Source organism: Micromonospora arida (genome assembly GCF_042873195.1).
GTDB lineage: Bacteria > Actinomycetota > Actinomycetes > Mycobacteriales > Micromonosporaceae > Micromonospora > Micromonospora arida.
This window is the reverse complement of record NZ_JBIALC010000004.1, coordinates 439038-454282: the sequence shown is the minus strand read 5'-3', so window position 1 is coordinate 454282 and position 15245 is coordinate 439038. Positions and strand designations below refer to the sequence as shown.

15 protein-coding genes are annotated in these 15245 nt (G+C 71.5%); 10 read left to right on the top strand and 5 right to left on the bottom strand.

What is annotated here, in order from left to right:
* Window positions 1-64: 64 nt before the first annotated feature.
* Together ACFYP0_RS16220 and ACFYP0_RS16215 are read right to left on the bottom strand one after the other, a co-directional pair.
* Window positions 65-886, bottom strand: a complete 822-nt coding sequence (locus tag ACFYP0_RS16220; RefSeq protein WP_112589707.1) for a sugar phosphate isomerase/epimerase family protein — start codon at window positions 884-886, stop codon at window positions 65-67.
* Window positions 883-1923: a zinc-dependent alcohol dehydrogenase gene (locus tag ACFYP0_RS16215; protein ID WP_356980354.1), complete on the bottom strand. Its 1041-nt coding sequence runs from the start codon at window positions 1921-1923 to the stop codon at window positions 883-885. Before ACFYP0_RS16215 ends, ACFYP0_RS16220 begins: the two co-directional genes overlap by 4 nt.
* Window positions 1924-2039: 116 nt before the next feature.
* Here ACFYP0_RS16215 and ACFYP0_RS16210 point away from each other — a divergent pair, with 116 nt between their 5' ends.
* The 4 genes from ACFYP0_RS16210 to ACFYP0_RS16195 are packed head-to-tail and all read left to right on the top strand — an operon-like array spanning window position 2040 to window position 5913.
* On the top strand, window positions 2040-3434 hold the full coding sequence (locus ACFYP0_RS16210) for an ABC transporter substrate-binding protein (RefSeq protein ID WP_356980356.1): 1395 nt from the start codon (window positions 2040-2042) through the stop codon (window positions 3432-3434).
* Window positions 3431-4387 carry a carbohydrate ABC transporter permease gene (locus ACFYP0_RS16205; protein WP_124857333.1) on the top strand — a complete coding sequence of 319 codons (957 nt, stop codon included), beginning with the start codon at window positions 3431-3433 and terminating at the stop codon, window positions 4385-4387. Before ACFYP0_RS16210 ends, ACFYP0_RS16205 begins: the two co-directional genes overlap by 4 nt.
* Window positions 4387-5253: a carbohydrate ABC transporter permease gene (locus ACFYP0_RS16200; protein ID WP_091406739.1), complete on the top strand. Its 867-nt coding sequence runs from the start codon at window positions 4387-4389 to the stop codon at window positions 5251-5253. Before ACFYP0_RS16205 ends, ACFYP0_RS16200 begins: the two co-directional genes overlap by 1 nt.
* Before the next feature lie 54 nt (window positions 5254-5307).
* Window positions 5308-5913, top strand: coding sequence for a class I SAM-dependent methyltransferase (locus ACFYP0_RS16195; RefSeq protein ID WP_356980358.1), 606 nt, complete (start codon window positions 5308-5310; stop codon window positions 5911-5913).
* Window positions 5914-6099: 186 nt separating this feature from the next.
* Here the strand turns inward: ACFYP0_RS16195 and eccB are convergent, their stop codons facing one another.
* Both eccB and tnpB read right to left on the bottom strand, forming a co-directional pair.
* A complete protein-coding gene (gene eccB, locus ACFYP0_RS16190) occupies window positions 6100-7485 on the bottom strand; it encodes a type VII secretion protein EccB (RefSeq protein WP_356980360.1) in 1386 nt (461 codons plus the stop codon).
* Window positions 7486-7509: 24 nt separating this feature from the next.
* Window positions 7510-8880, bottom strand: a complete 1371-nt coding sequence (tnpB, locus tag ACFYP0_RS16185) for an IS607 family element RNA-guided endonuclease TnpB (protein WP_356980362.1) — start codon at window positions 8878-8880, stop codon at window positions 7510-7512.
* 308 nt (window positions 8881-9188) lie between these two features.
* Here tnpB and ACFYP0_RS16180 point away from each other — a divergent pair, with 308 nt between their 5' ends.
* Both ACFYP0_RS16180 and ACFYP0_RS16175 read left to right on the top strand, forming a co-directional pair.
* The gene (locus tag ACFYP0_RS16180) at window positions 9189-9908 is read left to right on the top strand and encodes a spermidine synthase (protein WP_124853376.1); all 720 of its coding nucleotides are present in this window, start codon (window positions 9189-9191) and stop codon (window positions 9906-9908) included.
* Between the two features lie 97 nt (window positions 9909-10005).
* Window positions 10006-10182, top strand: coding sequence for a hypothetical protein (locus ACFYP0_RS16175; RefSeq protein WP_167362498.1), 177 nt, complete (start codon window positions 10006-10008; stop codon window positions 10180-10182).
* A gap of 16 nt (window positions 10183-10198) precedes the next feature.
* On the opposite strand, the gene ACFYP0_RS16170 is transcribed toward ACFYP0_RS16175, so the two are convergent.
* On the bottom strand, window positions 10199-12001 hold the full coding sequence (locus ACFYP0_RS16170) for an acyl-CoA dehydrogenase (RefSeq protein ID WP_355493434.1): 1803 nt from the start codon (window positions 11999-12001) through the stop codon (window positions 10199-10201).
* 153 nt (window positions 12002-12154) lie between these two features.
* On the opposite strand from ACFYP0_RS16170, the gene ACFYP0_RS16165 reads away from it, so the two are divergent.
* The 4 genes from ACFYP0_RS16165 (at window position 12155) to ACFYP0_RS16150 (ending at window position 15241) form a co-directional block, all read left to right on the top strand.
* The gene (locus tag ACFYP0_RS16165) at window positions 12155-12577 is read left to right on the top strand and encodes an MmcQ/YjbR family DNA-binding protein (RefSeq protein ID WP_124856947.1); all 423 of its coding nucleotides are present in this window, start codon (window positions 12155-12157) and stop codon (window positions 12575-12577) included.
* A gap of 153 nt (window positions 12578-12730) precedes the next feature.
* Entirely contained in the window at window positions 12731-13768 is a 1038-nt protein-coding gene (locus ACFYP0_RS16160) for an SMP-30/gluconolactonase/LRE family protein (protein ID WP_124856945.1), read from the top strand.
* A gap of 97 nt (window positions 13769-13865) precedes the next feature.
* Window positions 13866-14465: a DUF4291 domain-containing protein gene (locus ACFYP0_RS16155; RefSeq protein ID WP_124856943.1), complete on the top strand. Its 600-nt coding sequence runs from the start codon at window positions 13866-13868 to the stop codon at window positions 14463-14465.
* An 80-nt stretch (window positions 14466-14545) separates the two neighbouring features.
* Window positions 14546-15241, top strand: coding sequence for an alpha/beta fold hydrolase (locus ACFYP0_RS16150; protein ID WP_124856941.1), 696 nt, complete (start codon window positions 14546-14548; stop codon window positions 15239-15241).
* Window positions 15242-15245 lie beyond the last annotated feature (4 nt).

The window sequence follows — 15245 nt, the reverse complement described above, 5'->3', positions numbered from 1 at the left end:
CCGACGTCACCGACCCCGTCGACACCGGCGGTCGCGTCGACGCTTGTCGGCCCGGCGTCGGCGGTCACGCGGCGGCCCGCCGGGGCAGCGCGTGTCGCAGCACCGTGGCGGCCTGTTGCAGGGCGCGGACCGGGTCGCCGCGGAGCCGGCACTCCAGGGCCAGCCATCCCCGGTAGTCCAGCTCCAGCAGGGTACGCACCAGCGCCGGCCAGTCCAGGTGCCCGGCGCCGGGCTGGTACCGGTTGGAGTCGCTGACCTGTACGTGCCCGAGGTACGGCGCGGCGGCGCGCAGCGCGCGGTGCACGTCGTCCTCCTCGATGTTCATGTGGAAGGTGTCGGCGACCACCCGGACCGAGGGCAACCCGAGCGCGGCGCAGAGCGCCACCGCCTCGTCGAGACGGTTGACCATGTGGTCCTCGTACCGGTTGAGGGGTTCCAGGAAGAGGGTGACCCCCTCGGCCCGGGCGTGTTCGCCCAGCTCGCCGAGGGCGTCGAGGAGCACCTGCCGGTCGCCGTCCGGGGCCCGGGGCGGCTCGAACGGCGGCAGTCGTCGGGAGAACATCCCCCAGGCGGCCGGGGTCATCACCCCGACGCCGCCCAGCTCGGCGATCACCGAGAGTTGGGAGCGCAGGTTACGGACGGCGTCGGCGGACCGGGCGGGGTCGAAGTCGCCGATGAAGTGGTCCATCTCGACGCAGACGGTGGGCATCACCACCCCGGCGGCGCGGGCCCGGCGCAGCTCCGGCAGCCGGCGGGCGAAGGCCAGGTCGCCGCGGCCGCGTAGCTCGATGCCCTGGTAGCCGAGGGCGGCCGCGAGGGCGTACTTCTGGATGAGGTTGGTGCCCGGCAGGAGTTGTTCCTGACAGGCCAGCGCGATGGTGGTCATGAGAACCTCAGCACGACTTGGAGGACGTCACCGGCGCCGCGGTCGAGCAGCGCGAGGGCGTCGGCGACCGCGCTGGCGTCGACGATGTGGCTGACCAGTGGCAGCGGGTCGACGCTGCGGTCGGCCACCAGGTCCATGAAGGTCTGCGCGACCCGGTCTCCGGTCCACCGGCCGGCCATGCTCGGCGCGGGGGTGGGCCCGGAGACCTGGGCGGCCACCATCTGGATGCGGTTGTGGTGGAACTCCTCACCGAGGCCGAGCGCGTCGGCCTGGCCCTGGTAGAAGCCGGCGGCCACGACCCGGCCGGCGTGGGTGGTGGAGCGGATCGCCTCGTGCAGCGCCGGGTACGCGCCGGACAGCTCCAGGCAGACGTCGGCCCCCCGGCCGTCGGTGGCCTGGCGCAGCACGGCGGCGGCGGAGGTGACAGTGGCGTCCACAGTCGAGTGTGCGCCGTACCGGGCGGCGCGCTCCAGCCGGTCGGGTACCGGGTCGACGGCCACCACCCGGGCCCCGGAGAGCACGGCGAGCCGGGTGGCGAGCAGCCCGATGACGCCCTGGCCGAAGACGCCTACCCAGTCGCCGAGGTGCAGGTCACCGGCGAGCACGGCGGTCAGCGCGATGGCGCCGGGGCGGGCGAAGACCGCGGCGAGGGGATCCAGCCCGGCGGGGAGCGCGCGGACCGCGTCGGCTGCGAGCACGGCCTCGGCCCGGTGTCCCCAGATGCCCCAGACGAGCTGCCCCGGGTGCCGGTCGGTGACGTCCGGCGCGACCTCGATGACCTCACCGACCTCTTCGTAGCCGAAGCCGATCAACGGGTAGGGCACCGGGGTCTGTCGGGGGACGAACATCCGGGCGGCATCGTCCCAGTCCTTGCTGAGCCGGGGATTGCTGCCCCGGTAGAGGGTCAGCTCGGTGCCGGCGGAGATGCCCGAGTAGCAGGTGCGGACTCGGACCTGACCGGAGCCGAGCGGATCCGGCGGGCAGGGCTCAAGGCTGATGCGTCGAGGCCCGGCGAGAGAGACCACCCAGTTGCCCATGTGTCACATCCCGGTAGCACTGGGCTCCAGGATAGACACAAAATCGCAATATGTCTTGTTATTGATCAATCGAAGGTGTTGAATCCGGCATGTACCCTTCGAGAGGAGTGTCACCGATGTCAGCACCTCCGAGGCGGATACTCGCCACCACCCTGATCATGGCACTAGCAGCGTCCACCCTGCTGGCCTGCGGCGACGACGAACCAGACAGCAACAGCAAAAAGATCACCGTCTGGAGCCTGGAAGACGTGGCCGACCGGGTCACCGCCACCAAGGCGATCATCGCCGACTTCACCGCCAAGACCGGGATCCAGGTCGATCTCGTGACCGTCAACGAGGACCAGTTCCCCTCCCTGATCGCCGCCAACGCCGCCGCCGGCGACCTGCCCGACGTGGTCGGGTCGGTCTCCCTCGCCGGCATCCGTACGCTCGCCGGCAACGAGCTGCTGCACACCTCGGCGAACGCGGAGGTCGTCGACAAGCTGGGCAAGCAGACGTTCTCCCCCCGAGCGCTGGAGCTCACCTCAGACGACGGCAAACAGCTCTCCGTGCCCAGCGACGGCTGGGGGCAGCTGCTCGTCTATCGCAAGGACCTGTTCGCCGCGGCCGGTCTGCCCGCCCCCGACACGTACGAGCGGATCACCACCGCCGCAGCCCGACTGAACACCGGCGGCGTCGCCGGCATCACCGCGGCGACCGCCCCCAGCGATGTGTTCACCCAGCAGACCTTCGAGCACCTGGCGTTGGCCAACGGCTGCCAGCTCACCGACGACTCGGGGAAGGTGACACTGGATTCGCCCCAGTGCGTCGAGGCGTTCCGCTTCTACGGTGACCTGATCCGCACCAGCTCGGTGAAGGGCGCGCAGGACGTGGACACCACCCGGGCCACCTACTTCGCGGGCAAGGCCGCCATGGTGATCTGGTCACCGTTCATCCTCGACGAGCTGGCGGGGCTACGCAACGACGCCAAGCCGACCTGCCCCCAGTGCCAGGGGGACCCGGCGTTCCTCGCGAAGAACAGCGGGTTCGTCACCGCGATCAAGGGCCCGAACGGCACCGAACCGGCCCAGTACGGCGAGATCAGCTCCTGGGCGGTTCTCGACGGCGCGGCAGCCGACCCGGCGAAGTCCTTCGTGGAGTACATGCTCGGCGACGGTTACCCGCGCTGGTTCGGCATGTCCCCCGAGGGCCGCTTCCCGGTGCGCAAGGGCACCCCCGCCGAGCCGGAGGCGTACCTGACCGCCTGGAACACCAGCCAGGCGGGCGTGGACGCGAAGAAGCCCCTCACCGACGTGTACGGCGACGAGGTGCTGACCACGCTGCGCCGCAGCCCGGACACCTTCGGGCGCTGGGGCCTCAGCCAGGGGCAGGGCAAGCTCGTCGGCGCCATGCTCGGCGAGTTGCCGGTGCCCAAGGCGCTGGGCGACCTCGTCTCCGGCAAGTCCGACGCGGCAGCCACCGCCAACCGCGCCACGAAGGACGTGGACGCCATCAAGGCGGGCGTCAATTGACCACCACCGCGCCGGGCCCCGGCCGCTCCCCCACCAGGGAGCGGCCGGCGCCACCCCGGCGCCGACCGTTGACCCTGCGCCGCCGCGAATCCCGGGCCGGGCTCGCGCTGGTCGCACCGACCCTGCTCGTCACCATCGCGGTCATCGGCATCCCGATCGTGTGGACCCTGGTGCTCGCCTTCCAGCGGGTCCGGCTGGCGACGCTGCGCAAGACCGGCCTGTTCGGCGAGTTCACCATGGACAACATCGACCGGGTGCTGCACACCCCCGGCTTCGCCGAGACGCTGTGGGTCACGCTGATCTACAGCATCGGCGGCACCGTCGGGTCGATCCTGCTCGGCCTGGTGGCCGCACTGGTCGTCCGCCGGCCGTTCCGGGGTCGCACCCTGGTCCGGGCGTCCATGCTGCTGCCGTACGTGGCGCCGGTGGTCGCCGTGACGTTCGTCTGGCAGGTGATGCTCGACCCACAGCTCGGCATCGTCAACGCGTGGGGCCAACGCCTGCTCGGCTGGGACGCCCCGGTGCCGTTCCTCACCCAGGAGTCGACAGCGCTGGCCACGGTGATCGTCTTCGAGGCCTGGCGGTACTTCCCGTTCGCGTTCCTGTTCCTGCTGGCCCGGCTCCAGGCGGTGCCCGGCGAGTTGGAGGAGGCCGCCCGGGTCGACGGCGCCACCCCCACCCAGCGGTTCCGGCACATCCTGCTACCGCAACTGCTGCCGGTGATCGCCCTGCTGGGTGTGCTGCGCTTCATCATGACGTTCAACAAGTTCGACGACGTCTACCTGCTCACCGGTGGTGCGGCCGGCACCGAGGTGGTCAGCGTGCGGGTGTACGAGTTCCTCACCGCCCGTACCGACATCGGGGCCGCGGCCGCCCAGGCGGTCGTGCTGGCCGTGGTGCTCATCGTGTTCGTGCTGATCTATCTGCGCTTCTTCGGACGGAGGGTGAGCTGATGGACCGGGACGTGGTCGAGACGGTGAGCCTGCGTTGGCTACGCCGCCTGGTGATCGCCGTGTTCCTGGTGATCACGGTCTTCCCCTTCTACTACATGCTGGTGCTCTCGGTGCGCCCCATCGAGCGGCTGCTGCTCGACCCCGGAGCGCTGGTGGTCGGCTTCGGTGAGCTGACCGTGGCCACGTACGCCGAAGTGCTCAAGGCCACCGACGACGGCGGCCAGGGTTTCCTCACCTTCATCCGCAACAGCGGGCTGGTCGCCGTCGCGGCGACCGTGCTCACTCTCCTGGTCGCGATCCCCGGTGCGTACGCGGTGGCCCGGCTGCGGTTCTTCGGCCGGCGACAGGTGGACTTCCTGTTCCTGGCGGTCTACCTGTTCCCGTCGATCGTCATCGCGATCCCGCTGTTCGTGGTCTTCACCAGGGCCGGGCTACGCGGCTCGCTGTTCGGTCTGGTGCTGGTCTACATCTCGCAGACGTTGCCGGTGTCGGTCTACATGCTGAAGAACTACTTCGAGACCATCCCGGTCAGTCTGGAGGAGTCCGCGGCCATCGACGGTGCCGGCCGGCTCGGCATCATCCGCCGTGTCAGCCTGCCCCTGGCGATGCCGTCGATCATGGCGGTCGCGCTCTACGACTTCATGATCGCCTGGAACGAGTTCCTCTTCGCCCTGCTGTTCCTGGTCGACAAACCCAACCGGTGGACGGTGTCACTCGGGTTGTCGCTGCTCGCCGACGGGGTGGAGGTCCCCAAGACCGTGCTGATGGCCGGGTCGGTCGTGCTCACCCTGCCCATCGTGATCCTCTTCTTCGCCAGCGAACGGCTGCTCACCGAGGGGCTGACCAGCGGCGCGGAGAAGGGATGATCGTCTCGTCCGGGTCGCCCGCCGGGCCCCCACCGGCCCGGATACGGTGGCCTCATGGCCAACCCGACCCGCTGGGCGACCGACACCGGTCCTGAGCACTCACAGTGGTATATCGACCGGTTCCGCAAGCTCGCGGCCGAGGGCGCGGACCTGGCCGGCGAGGCCCGACTGGTGGACGCCCTCGTCGCGCCCGGCTCGCGCATTCTCGACGCCGGCAGCGGCACCGGCCGCGTCGGTGCCGCGCTGGCGGAGCGGGGGCACACGGTGGTCGGGGTGGACGCCGACCCCGCGCTGGTGGAGGCGGCCCGCGCCGACTATCCCGGCCCGACGTGGCTGGTCGCCGACCTCGCCGAGCTGGATCTACCGGCGCTGGGTGAGGCGGAGCCGTTCGACGCGGCGGTGCTTGCCGGCAACGTGCTCGCCTTCGTCGCCGTCGGCACCGAACCGGAGGTGCTGCGCCGGGTGGCCGCGCACCTGCGACCCGACGGCGTGCTGACCGTGGGGTTCGGCACGGAGCGCGGCTACCCGCTGACCGCGTTCGACGCCGACGCGGTGGCCGCCGGGCTGCGCGTGGAGCAACGCTTCGCCACCTGGGACCTGCGCCCGTGGCGCGACGACGCCCCGTTCGCGGTCACCGTCCTGCGCCGCCCGGCCGACTAGGCACCGTCCGCCGCGCGTTGCCGCGCGTCGCTTCCCGGTGATCAAGAGGTTTGCGTCAGCATCGTGCGAACTTCTGACGCAAACCTCTTGATCACCGCCGGTACGCGGGCACCGCCGGCACGCGGGCACCGCCGGCAGGCGCCGGCACCGCGGGCAGCCGCCGGCACGCCGCGGGGCGGGTCGCCCTCAGGCCGGGGCGGCGACGGCGCGGGCGGCGGCCGGGTCGAGGGTCGCACCGGCGGGCACCAGGCTGACCAGCCCGGCCGGTAGCCGCACCGGCCGCACGTCGCGGTAGCCGAGCATCGGGAGCACCTCCGGGTCGGCCAGCACGTACCGTCGGCCCAGGTCGGTGACCACGGAGACCGCGCCGCCGGTCGCGCCGGGCGCCGCCGCGGCCTCGACCACCGCGCCGCGGCCCGGCTCCACCACCACGTGGTCCGCCAGCACCGCTGCGCCGGTCGGCGCGGTGTGGGGCACGGCCGTCAGGTCCCGCAGCGGTACGCCCCAGCGCACCTCACCAACCCCGCCGTCGTCGCCGATGCGGGTGCAGAGCGCCCCGCCGTCGCCGGCCGCGAGCCGGGGCGGGGTCGGTGGCGGGGCGTTCGGGCCGGTCGGGGCCAGGTCAGGCACCGTGGGCAGCGCGGCGAACCGACCCAACGTCATCGGCACCGGCTCGACCTGCCCGGTGCGGGCCAGCAACAACCCCGCCTGCAGCTCGGTGATGCCGGCCAGGCCGGCGTCGAGCGCCACCGCGTACTGCCGGCCGCCACCGGAGTTGCTCACCAGGTAGACCGTGCCGATCGCCGCACCCGGCACCCGGGTGGCGGGCCGACCCAGCGCAGGCAGGTCGAGTGGGGCGAGGTCGGTGCCGGCAGGCAGCGAGTTGAGCAGTGCCGGCGCCACCCGAACCGCCTGGGCCCGGGTGGTGGCGAGCGCCGCCAGCACCCGGCTCGGATCACGGACGAGGTAGCGGCGCTGGTGCCAGAGCAGGTGCAGCCCGCCGTCGGGGTGGCGCAGCAGCAGCGCGTCATCGCCCAACGGCCGACCGCCGTCGGGCTCGGTGCCGATCAGCAACGCGGAGCGGGGCGCCTCGACGCCCGTACCGGCCGGGACCGTCGAGCAGACCGTCCACGCTGCGCCGGCCAGCCGGCCCGGGGCGGGCAGCGAGTCGGGTGCGTCGGCGATGCCCAACGGCAGCCCGCGCGGCACCCCGTCGATCGTGCGTCGGGACACCAGAACGGTCTTCGAGCGATCCGCACCGACGATGAGCAGCGCCGAGGCGTAGTTGAGCACCGGGTGCAGCTTCTGCTCGCGATAGACGAACCGGGCGCCGGACTCCTTCTCCACGATCACCGCGCCCGGGTCGCGCCACCCCTTGCCGCCGCCGGCGAACAGGCCGTAGAGGGCGAAACCACCGAGCCCGATCGCCGCGACCAGGACGCTGGCCAGGCCGGCACCGGCCAGCCGCCGAAACGGCGACTGCGCGGGGTCGGTCTCCCGCATGACCAGGGCGGCGACTGCCCGTTGGACGCTGAACTGGTAGGAGTGCAGCTGGTCCTGCCGCGACGGCATGAGTCCGTTACCTTTCGGTGCGCTCTAGTGAGCGCGTGATTGGTTGCCCCGCCTTGCGGTGGGGACGGTCCCGGTCTTGCCGGCGGATGCCGTGCCGGGTTCACGTTTCACAGCCACCTGCCCATGTGTGTGGGTCTTCTGGTCGGCTCCGCGTGCTGCCACCGAGCCACTCCCGGCGGTGGTGAACTCAGCCGCGAGGGCGGCCAGGTTGAGTGCGGCGTTGTGGTCACGGTCGATGACCAGGCCGCACGCGTCACAGTCGTACTCACGCTCGTGCAGGGCGAGCTTGGCTTTCACCGCGCCGCAACCCGAGCAGGTTTTCGAGGACGGATACCAGCGGTCGGCCACGAGCAGCCGGCCGCCGTTCCACCCGGTCTTGTATGCCAACTGACGGCGGATCTCGGCGAACCCGGCATCGGCGATGTGCCGGGCCAGCCGCCGGTTGCGCAGCATGCCCGCGACGTTCAGGTCTTCGACAACGATGCTGCCGTGTTCGCGTGCCAGCCTCGTGGTGAGCTTGTGCAGCCCGTCGCGGCGCAGGTTCGCGACTCGCGCATGGGCACGACCAAGTCGGTCCGAGGCGCGTTGCCAGCGGTTCGAGGGCCGGCAGCCGTTGCGCCGGTCGGGGCCGGACTTCCGCGACGACGCCCGACCGAGCGCCCGCAGTCGGGCCTGCGCGGCGACGAGGTGGCGCGGGTTGTCGACCCGCTCGCCGGTGGACAACACCGCAAGATGTTTGATTCCGACATCCACCCCCACCACCGAGGCGGGCCGGGCCGGTTGCCGTTCGGTCCGCTGCACCTCGACGGTGAACGAGACGTGCCACCGTCCGCCGTCGCGGCGCACGGTGGCGGACATGATCCGCGCGGTGCCGCCCTCGATACGGCGGGCGAGCTTGCGGGCGGATTCGTGCAGCTTCAACCGACCCAGCCTCGGCAGCACCACGTGCCGGCGGTCGGGCTCGACGCGGATCGCGCCGGTGGTGAACCGCACCGACGGTGTGCCACGGCGGCGGGACTTGAAGCGGGGGAAACCGACCGGTCTGCCGGCCCGCCCGCCCTGACGGGAGTCAGCCCAGTTCTTCAAGCCGCGGGCGAGAGCGTCCAGGCCGGTGTTGAACGCCTCTTTCGACACCTCACCCCACCACGGCGCCGCATCAGCCTTCGCAGCGTTCCACGCCTTACGCAGCCCGGCGAGCGACCACGGCAGCGACGGCGTCAGCAACGCGTCCGGCACCCCATAGGAGCGCTCCGCAGCGCGCTGGTCCATGACCGCCTTGACCCGGGCGAGCGCCCAGTTGTGCGCCACTCGCGCGGCCCCCACATGCGCCCTCACGGCGCGTTCCTGGCCTGGGGTGAGGTCGAGGGCGAACCGGTAAGCCTGGATCGTCTTCACGTCGGATCCTCGATGACCACCTCGGCCGCGCGGCGAGCCGGTACGCGGGAACAGGCAACGTCCCGGACTCGTACCGCCGTCGCGTACGAGACGCCGGTAGCCGCCGCCCACTCCTTCAAGTTCACACCGCCCCTCAAGACGACCACTGAACACTCCTGACCGTCAGAACGCCAGCAGTTACTTCCCCTCCGGTGGATCGGCCGGGCACAGGATATGCGCTGCGTCGATGTCCCGTGGACCCTGCGTGGCCGCCGGTCGCGGGGCAACCGGTACCATCCGTGGACGAATCCGGCGGCGAGAGGGCACCCGTGGGCGCGCGTTTCGAAGAGCTGGCCTGGCGGGAGACCCCGATCGGCGCGATCAGCCTGCGCCGACGCCGGGACCCGGCACTCCAGGTCGAGGTGTACGAGGTCAAGCTCGACGACGAGTACCTGATGTCCAGCCTCTTCCCGGTCGCGGAGATCGAGCTGGCCCGGCTCGGTCTCGCCGAGGTGACCGGTGACTCGCTCGACGTGGTGGTGGGTGGTCTCGGGTTGGGCTACACCGCCTGCGCGGCGCTGGGCGACCCCCGGGTGCGCTCACTGTTCGTGGTGGAGGCGATCGAGGACGTGATCGACTGGCACCAGCGAGGGCTGCTGCCGTTCGCGGCGGGGCTCGCCGAGGACCCCCGGACCCGCTTCGTGCAGGCCGACTTCTTCGCGGCGGTGGCCGGTGACACCGGCTTCGACACCGAGGTGCCCGGCCGGCGGTTCGACGCGGTGCTCCTCGACGTCGACCACTCCCCGCGCAACGTCCTGCACCCGAGCCATGCGGCGTTCTATCCGCCGGCCGGGTTGCGTCGCCTGGCCGCCCTGCTGCGCCCCGAGGGCGTCTTCGCGCTCTGGTCGGACGACCCGCCGGACGCCGAGTTCACCGCCGCGCTCACCGAGGTGTTCGCGAGCGTACGCGCGCATGTCGTGCCGTTCGCCAACCCGCTGACCGGCGGGGAGTCGGCCAACACCGTCTACGTGGCGCGTACCGGCCGCTGATCGACTCCGGTATGCCGCTCGCGCATGGTGTCGGCCGGACGGGGAACGAGGAGCCGGGGCCGGCCGCACCAGGCGCGGCCGGTTACGGGAGGTCGACATGCGTGCACTGCTCTGGGTTGTCGGCGTGGTCGCCGGCGTGCTGATCCTGCTCGGGTTGCTTCTCGAGGCGGTCCGCTGGCTGATCATCATCGGTGTGATCGCGCTGGTGATCGTGATCGTCTGGGGCGTCGTCAAGGGGCGGCAGGCCATGAGCCACCAGTCCCGCCGACGGTGACGGGCGGCGGGACCGGTCAGAACCAGTCCGGGCGCATGTCGAGTGTGGTGCGGTCCCGGCTCTCCAACAGGTCGAACTGCGGGCCGGTCCGGGGCAACTCGACGGTGAAGAAGTAGCGGGCGGCCTGGCGCTTGCCGGCGTGGAACGCGTCGCCGGCCCCCTCCGCCGGCAGCGCCAGCACCTGCTCCAACCACATCCACGCGATCACCACGTGCCCGACGGCCTCCAGGTAGGCGGTGGCGTTGGCCAGCGCGAGCACCGGGTCGCCGTCGGCCCACAGTCGACGGGTGACAGCGGTGACCCGGTCCACCGCGGCGGCCAGCCGGTCGGCCAGCTCGGCCGCCTCTCCCCCGGCCTTGCTGGCGCGCTCGACCGTGTCACCGATCGTCGTGGTCAGCAGGGTGAGGCCAGCGCCGCCCTGCATGGTCATCTTGCGCCCCAGCAGATCCAGTGCCTGGATGCCGTGGGTGCCCTCGTGGATCGGGTTGAGCCGGTTGTCCCGGTAGTGCTGCTCCACGTCGTGGTCGCGGGTGTAGCCGGCGCCTCCGAGCACCTGGATCGCCAGGTCGTTGGCGGCGAGGCACCACTGCGACGGCCAACTCTTCGTGATCGGTGTGAGCACGTCCAGCAGCAGGTGCGCGCGCTCGCGGTCGGCCTCGGCCGGGGCGGTCTTCTGCTCGTCGAGCAACCGCGCGCAGTAGAGCACCAGCGCCAATGCCCCCTCCACGTAGCTCTTCTGGGCCAGCAGCATCCGTCGTACGTCGGGGTGGTCGATGATCGGCACCTGCGCGGCGGCCGGGTCCTTCGCGCCGACCGGCCGGCCCTGCGGCCTCTCCTTCGCGTACGCCAGGCTCTTGAGATAGCCGGTGTAGCCCAGCGCGGTGGCGCCCGCCCCGACCCCGATCCGGGCCTCGTTCATCATGTGGAACATCTGCGCCAGGCCCTGATGCGGCGCGCCGACCAGGTGACCGACCGCTCCGGCGCGGCCGGCCGGGGTGTGCGCGCCGTCGCCGAAGCTGAGCAGGGTGTTGGTGGTGCCCCGGAACCCCATCTTGTGGTTGAGCCCGGCCAACGCCACGTCGTTGCGCTCACCGAGCGACCCGTCCGGGCCGACCAGCACCTTCGGCACGATGAACAGCGAGATGCCCTTGACGCCGGGCGGCGCGCCCGGAATGCGCGCCAGCACCAGGTGGACGATGTTCTCGGCCAACTCGTGGTCGCCACCGGAGATCCACATCTTGGTGCCGAAGAGCCGGTACGTGCCGTCCGCCTGCGGCTCGGCGCGGGTGGTGATGTCGGCCAACGAGCTGCCGGCGTGCGGCTCGGACAGGCACATGGTGCCGAAGAACCGACCGTCGAGCATGGGCCGGACATAGGTGTCCACCTGCTCGGGACTGCCGTGCGCCAGCAGCAGGTTGGCGTTGCCCAGGGTGAGGAACGGGTACGCCGAGGTGGCCACGTTGGCGGCCTGGAACCAGGTGAAGCAGGCCGCCGCGACCGCGTGCGGCAGTTGCAGGCCACCGACCGTGGCGTCCAGCCCGGCGGTGAGCAGGCCCGTCTCGGCGAAGCTGTCCAACGCCGCACGGACCTGCGGGATCAGCCGCACCCGCTGCCCGTCGAAGGTGGGCTCGGCCAGGTCGGCGGCGCGGTTGTGCGGGGCGAACTGCTCGGTGGCCACCCGCTCGGCGAGATCCAGGGCGTCGTCGAAGGTCTCCCGGGAGTGCTCGGCGTAGCGGGGGCGCTCGACGAGCTCGGACACCCGCAGCCACTCGTGCAGCAGGAAGTCGAGGTCACGGCGGGAGAGCAGGGTGGACGGCACGGCACTCCTCAGCGGGCACGGGGGCGGGTCGGGCCGGGGCGACGGCCCACTGTCGCCCCGCCCATCCTCGCGGATCGGCAGGGCGGGCACCACCGGCCCCGGCGGGGTTCGACGAGCGGAACTTGTCACACCGACCGGTTAGCGTCGTTGTCCGTGACCGCACCCGGAGACGTCCCGCCCGAGGTCCTCGACCGGCTGCGGCCGATCTGTCTCGGGCTGCCGGAAACCTACGAGGAGCCCGCCTGGGTGGGCACCCGCTGGCGGATCCGCAAGCGGACCATCGCCCACGTGCTCACCGTCGACCCCGATCGCCAGCCGGTGCACGCCCGGGCTGCCGCAGTCGGCCAGCCCGCCTGCCTGCTGACCTTCCGGTCGCCACTCGACGAGATCGCCGGGCTCCTGGCCACGGGGCACCCCTTCTACAAACCGGACTGGAGCCCGAACGTGATGGGCATGGTCCTGGACGCGAACACCGACTGGGAGGAGGTGGGCGAGTTGCTCACCGAGAGTTACTGCGTCATGGCCCCGAAGCGGCTCGCCGCCCGGGTCATCCCTCCGGCACCGCCGATCGGCTGAGCGCCGAGGGCATCCTGCCGCCGGTTGAGCGTCGGCGGTGTCCTGCGACCGACGGTTTCGGCCGGCACGCTCCGGGGATACCGCGCCGGACGGCCGTAGCCGTCGGTTACCGGCTGAAGCCGAGGCGCCGCCGGGCGGGTGAGGAGCAGGTCGATGTCGTCGCTGCCCACCGAGGAGGATCACCGGTTGACGCCGGTGTTTCAGGAGGACCGGGTGTGCACGGGCGTGACCACAGTGCGAGGGCGGGTGTTCCTGAGCTACCCGTTGGCGGATCGGCCCGGCGTGCAGGTGGTGGAGGTGCTGCCGGACGGTCGTCGTGTCCCGTACCCCGACGTCGCCTGGAACCGCGCCGACCAATCGCCGAGCGGGGCGTTCGTCCACGTCAACGGGTTGCGCGGCGGCCCGGACGGCCGGTTGTGGATCGTCGACTCGGGCGCGCCGCAGATCGGTTCCGCGCAGGTGCCCGGCGGTGCTCGGCTGATCGCGGTCGACCCGGACGACGACCGCGTGGAGCGGGTCTACCACCTCGACGAGGCGGTACGCCCGGGCAGCTACGTCGACGACGTCCGATTCAACGGCCGGGTGGCGTATTTCAGCGACGCCGGGGCGGCCGGCCTCATCGTGCTCGACCTCGACTCTGGTCGGTCGAGACGGGTGTTGGACGGGCATCCGAGCACGGCGGGCGGCCCGGTGGTCGCCGACGGTCGCGTGCTGCGTGACCCGGACGGCGCCGAGGTACGCCTGCACGTGGACCAGTTGGAGGTGTCGCCGGACGGTAGCTGGCTCTACTACCAGCCGGCCTCCGGCGGGATGTCCCGGATCGCCACCCGCTGGTTGGACGATCCGTCGGTGTCCGCCGACGAGTTGGCCCGGACTGTCGAACGCTGGTGTGACACACCCAGCACCGGCGGCACGGCCATCGACGCCGCCGGCACCATCTATCTCAGCGACCTGGAACGGCGGCGTGTCCTCGTCCTCGCACCCGACGGCAGCGTACGGACGCTCGTCGCCGACCCTCGACTGGCCTGGGTGGACGCGATGTGGCTCGACGCCGATGCCCGGCTCTGGATGCCGGCGGCCCAGCTGCACCTGACCGCCGGGCTCAACGGCGGGGTCTCGGCCGTCGAATACCCGGTCCAGATCTACCGGATGCCCGTTGAGATCGGGCCGCCCGCCCGGGACCACGGCTGAGTGCGCAATTCGACAGCCGCCGAACGGCACCGGGTCTCCCCCGGCCGGGTACGAAATCCCGGTGGAGAGGATGCGCCGGATGGGTGAAGATCGCAGGGTGTCCGTCCCTGCCCGTCAGATCCGTGCTCGTTTCTCGGCCGAGACGATCACCGTGTACCAGGCGTACCCATCGGAGATCGCGCTGCCGGCGGTGGCCGCCGGTCGCTTCGTGGCCCCCTTCAAGCGTGACCGGATGACCTGGATCAAGCCGTCGTTCCTGTGGATGATGTACCGCTGCGGTTGGGCCACCAAGCCTGGGCAGGAGCGCGTGCTGTCCATCGACATCACGCGGGAGGGCTTCGAGTGGGCGCTGACGCGAGCCTGTCTGAGTCACTACGACCAGGGCCTGCACGGTGACCGGGCGACGTGGTCGCGGCAGCTCAGGGCCAGCCCGGTACGGGTGCAGTGGGATCCGGAACGGACACTGCACCTGAGCGCGTTGCCCTACCGGTCCTTGCAGGTCGGACTGTCCAGCGAAGCCGTCGCCCGGTACGTCGACGACTGGACGGTCAGCGTCACGGACATCACCCCCACCGTCCACCGCGTACGGGAACTGGTGCGGGCCCATGACGTGCGGGCGGCCACGGACCACCTGCCGGCCGAACGGAGCTATCCGCTCCCGAGGCAGATCGCGGCCCACCTCGACGCCACCGGCTGACCTTTCGCGGTCACCGGCCCAGGCCCGCACCTGGTCCTGACGTATCGGGGCTGTCGGAGGGTGCCGATAGGGTCCCGCCCATGGCTGAATTCGTACTGGTGGCGGGGGCGTGGCTGGGATCGTCGGCATGGGACGAGGTGGTGGCACCACTTCGGGAGGCCGGCCACGGCGCCCACGCATTGACCCTCTCCGGCCTCGCCGAGAAGCAGGGCGTGCCCGCCGGGCAGCACACCCACGTGCAGGACATCGTCGACGAGATCGAGCGCGGCGACCTGCGCGACGTGGTGTTGGTCGGGCACAGCTACTCGGGCATTCCGGTGGGTCAGGCCGCTGAGCGGATCGGCGACCGCTTGGCCCGGGTGGTCTTCGTGGACTCCGAGGTGCCGGTTGACGGTGGGTCGTTCGCCTCCGGCTGGTGGCAGGGTCAGGCGGCCTTCGAGGCGCAGATCGCCGACAACAACGGTTTCTGGGCTCCGCTCGGCGCGGCCGACTTCGACGGTCAGGGTCTCACCGACGAGCAGGTCGCCCGGCTGATCGAGGGCTCCACGCCGCATCCGGGGGCGACGCTGACCGAGCCGGCCGTGCTGAACCGGCCGTTGGGTGAGCTGCCGGCGACGTACGTCAAGTGCCTGCTCGACGGGCCTGAGCCCAACGACACGGTGGCGAAACTGCTGACCAGTGACCACTGGCGACTGGTCACCATGGACACCGGCCACTGGCCGATGTTCTCCCAACCCACCGAGCTGGCCCGGATCCTGTTGGCCGAGGCCGCCTGACCCG

Bases quoted from the DNA above. Each gene is read 5' to 3' on its own strand.
- ACFYP0_RS16220 (WP_112589707.1), bottom strand. From the start codon at position 886: ATGACCACCATCGCGCTGGCCTGTCAGGAACAACTCCTGCCGGGCACC.
- ACFYP0_RS16215 (WP_356980354.1), bottom strand. From the start codon at position 1,923: ATGGGCAACTGGGTGGTCTCTCTCGCCGGGCCTCGACGCATCAGCCTT.
- ACFYP0_RS16210 (WP_356980356.1), top strand. From the start codon at position 2,040: ATGTCAGCACCTCCGAGGCGGATACTCGCCACCACCCTGATCATGGCA.
- ACFYP0_RS16200 (WP_091406739.1), top strand. From the start codon at position 4,387: ATGGACCGGGACGTGGTCGAGACGGTGAGCCTGCGTTGGCTACGCCGC.
- ACFYP0_RS16195 (WP_356980358.1), top strand. From the start codon at position 5,308: ATGGCCAACCCGACCCGCTGGGCGACCGACACCGGTCCTGAGCACTCA.
- eccB (WP_356980360.1), bottom strand. From the start codon at position 7,485: ATGCCGTCGCGGCAGGACCAGCTGCACTCCTACCAGTTCAGCGTCCAA.
- ACFYP0_RS16175 (WP_167362498.1), top strand. From the start codon at position 10,006: ATGCGTGCACTGCTCTGGGTTGTCGGCGTGGTCGCCGGCGTGCTGATC.
- ACFYP0_RS16160 (WP_124856945.1), top strand. From the start codon at position 12,731: ATGTCGTCGCTGCCCACCGAGGAGGATCACCGGTTGACGCCGGTGTTT.
- ACFYP0_RS16150 (WP_124856941.1), top strand. From the start codon at position 14,546: ATGGCTGAATTCGTACTGGTGGCGGGGGCGTGGCTGGGATCGTCGGCA.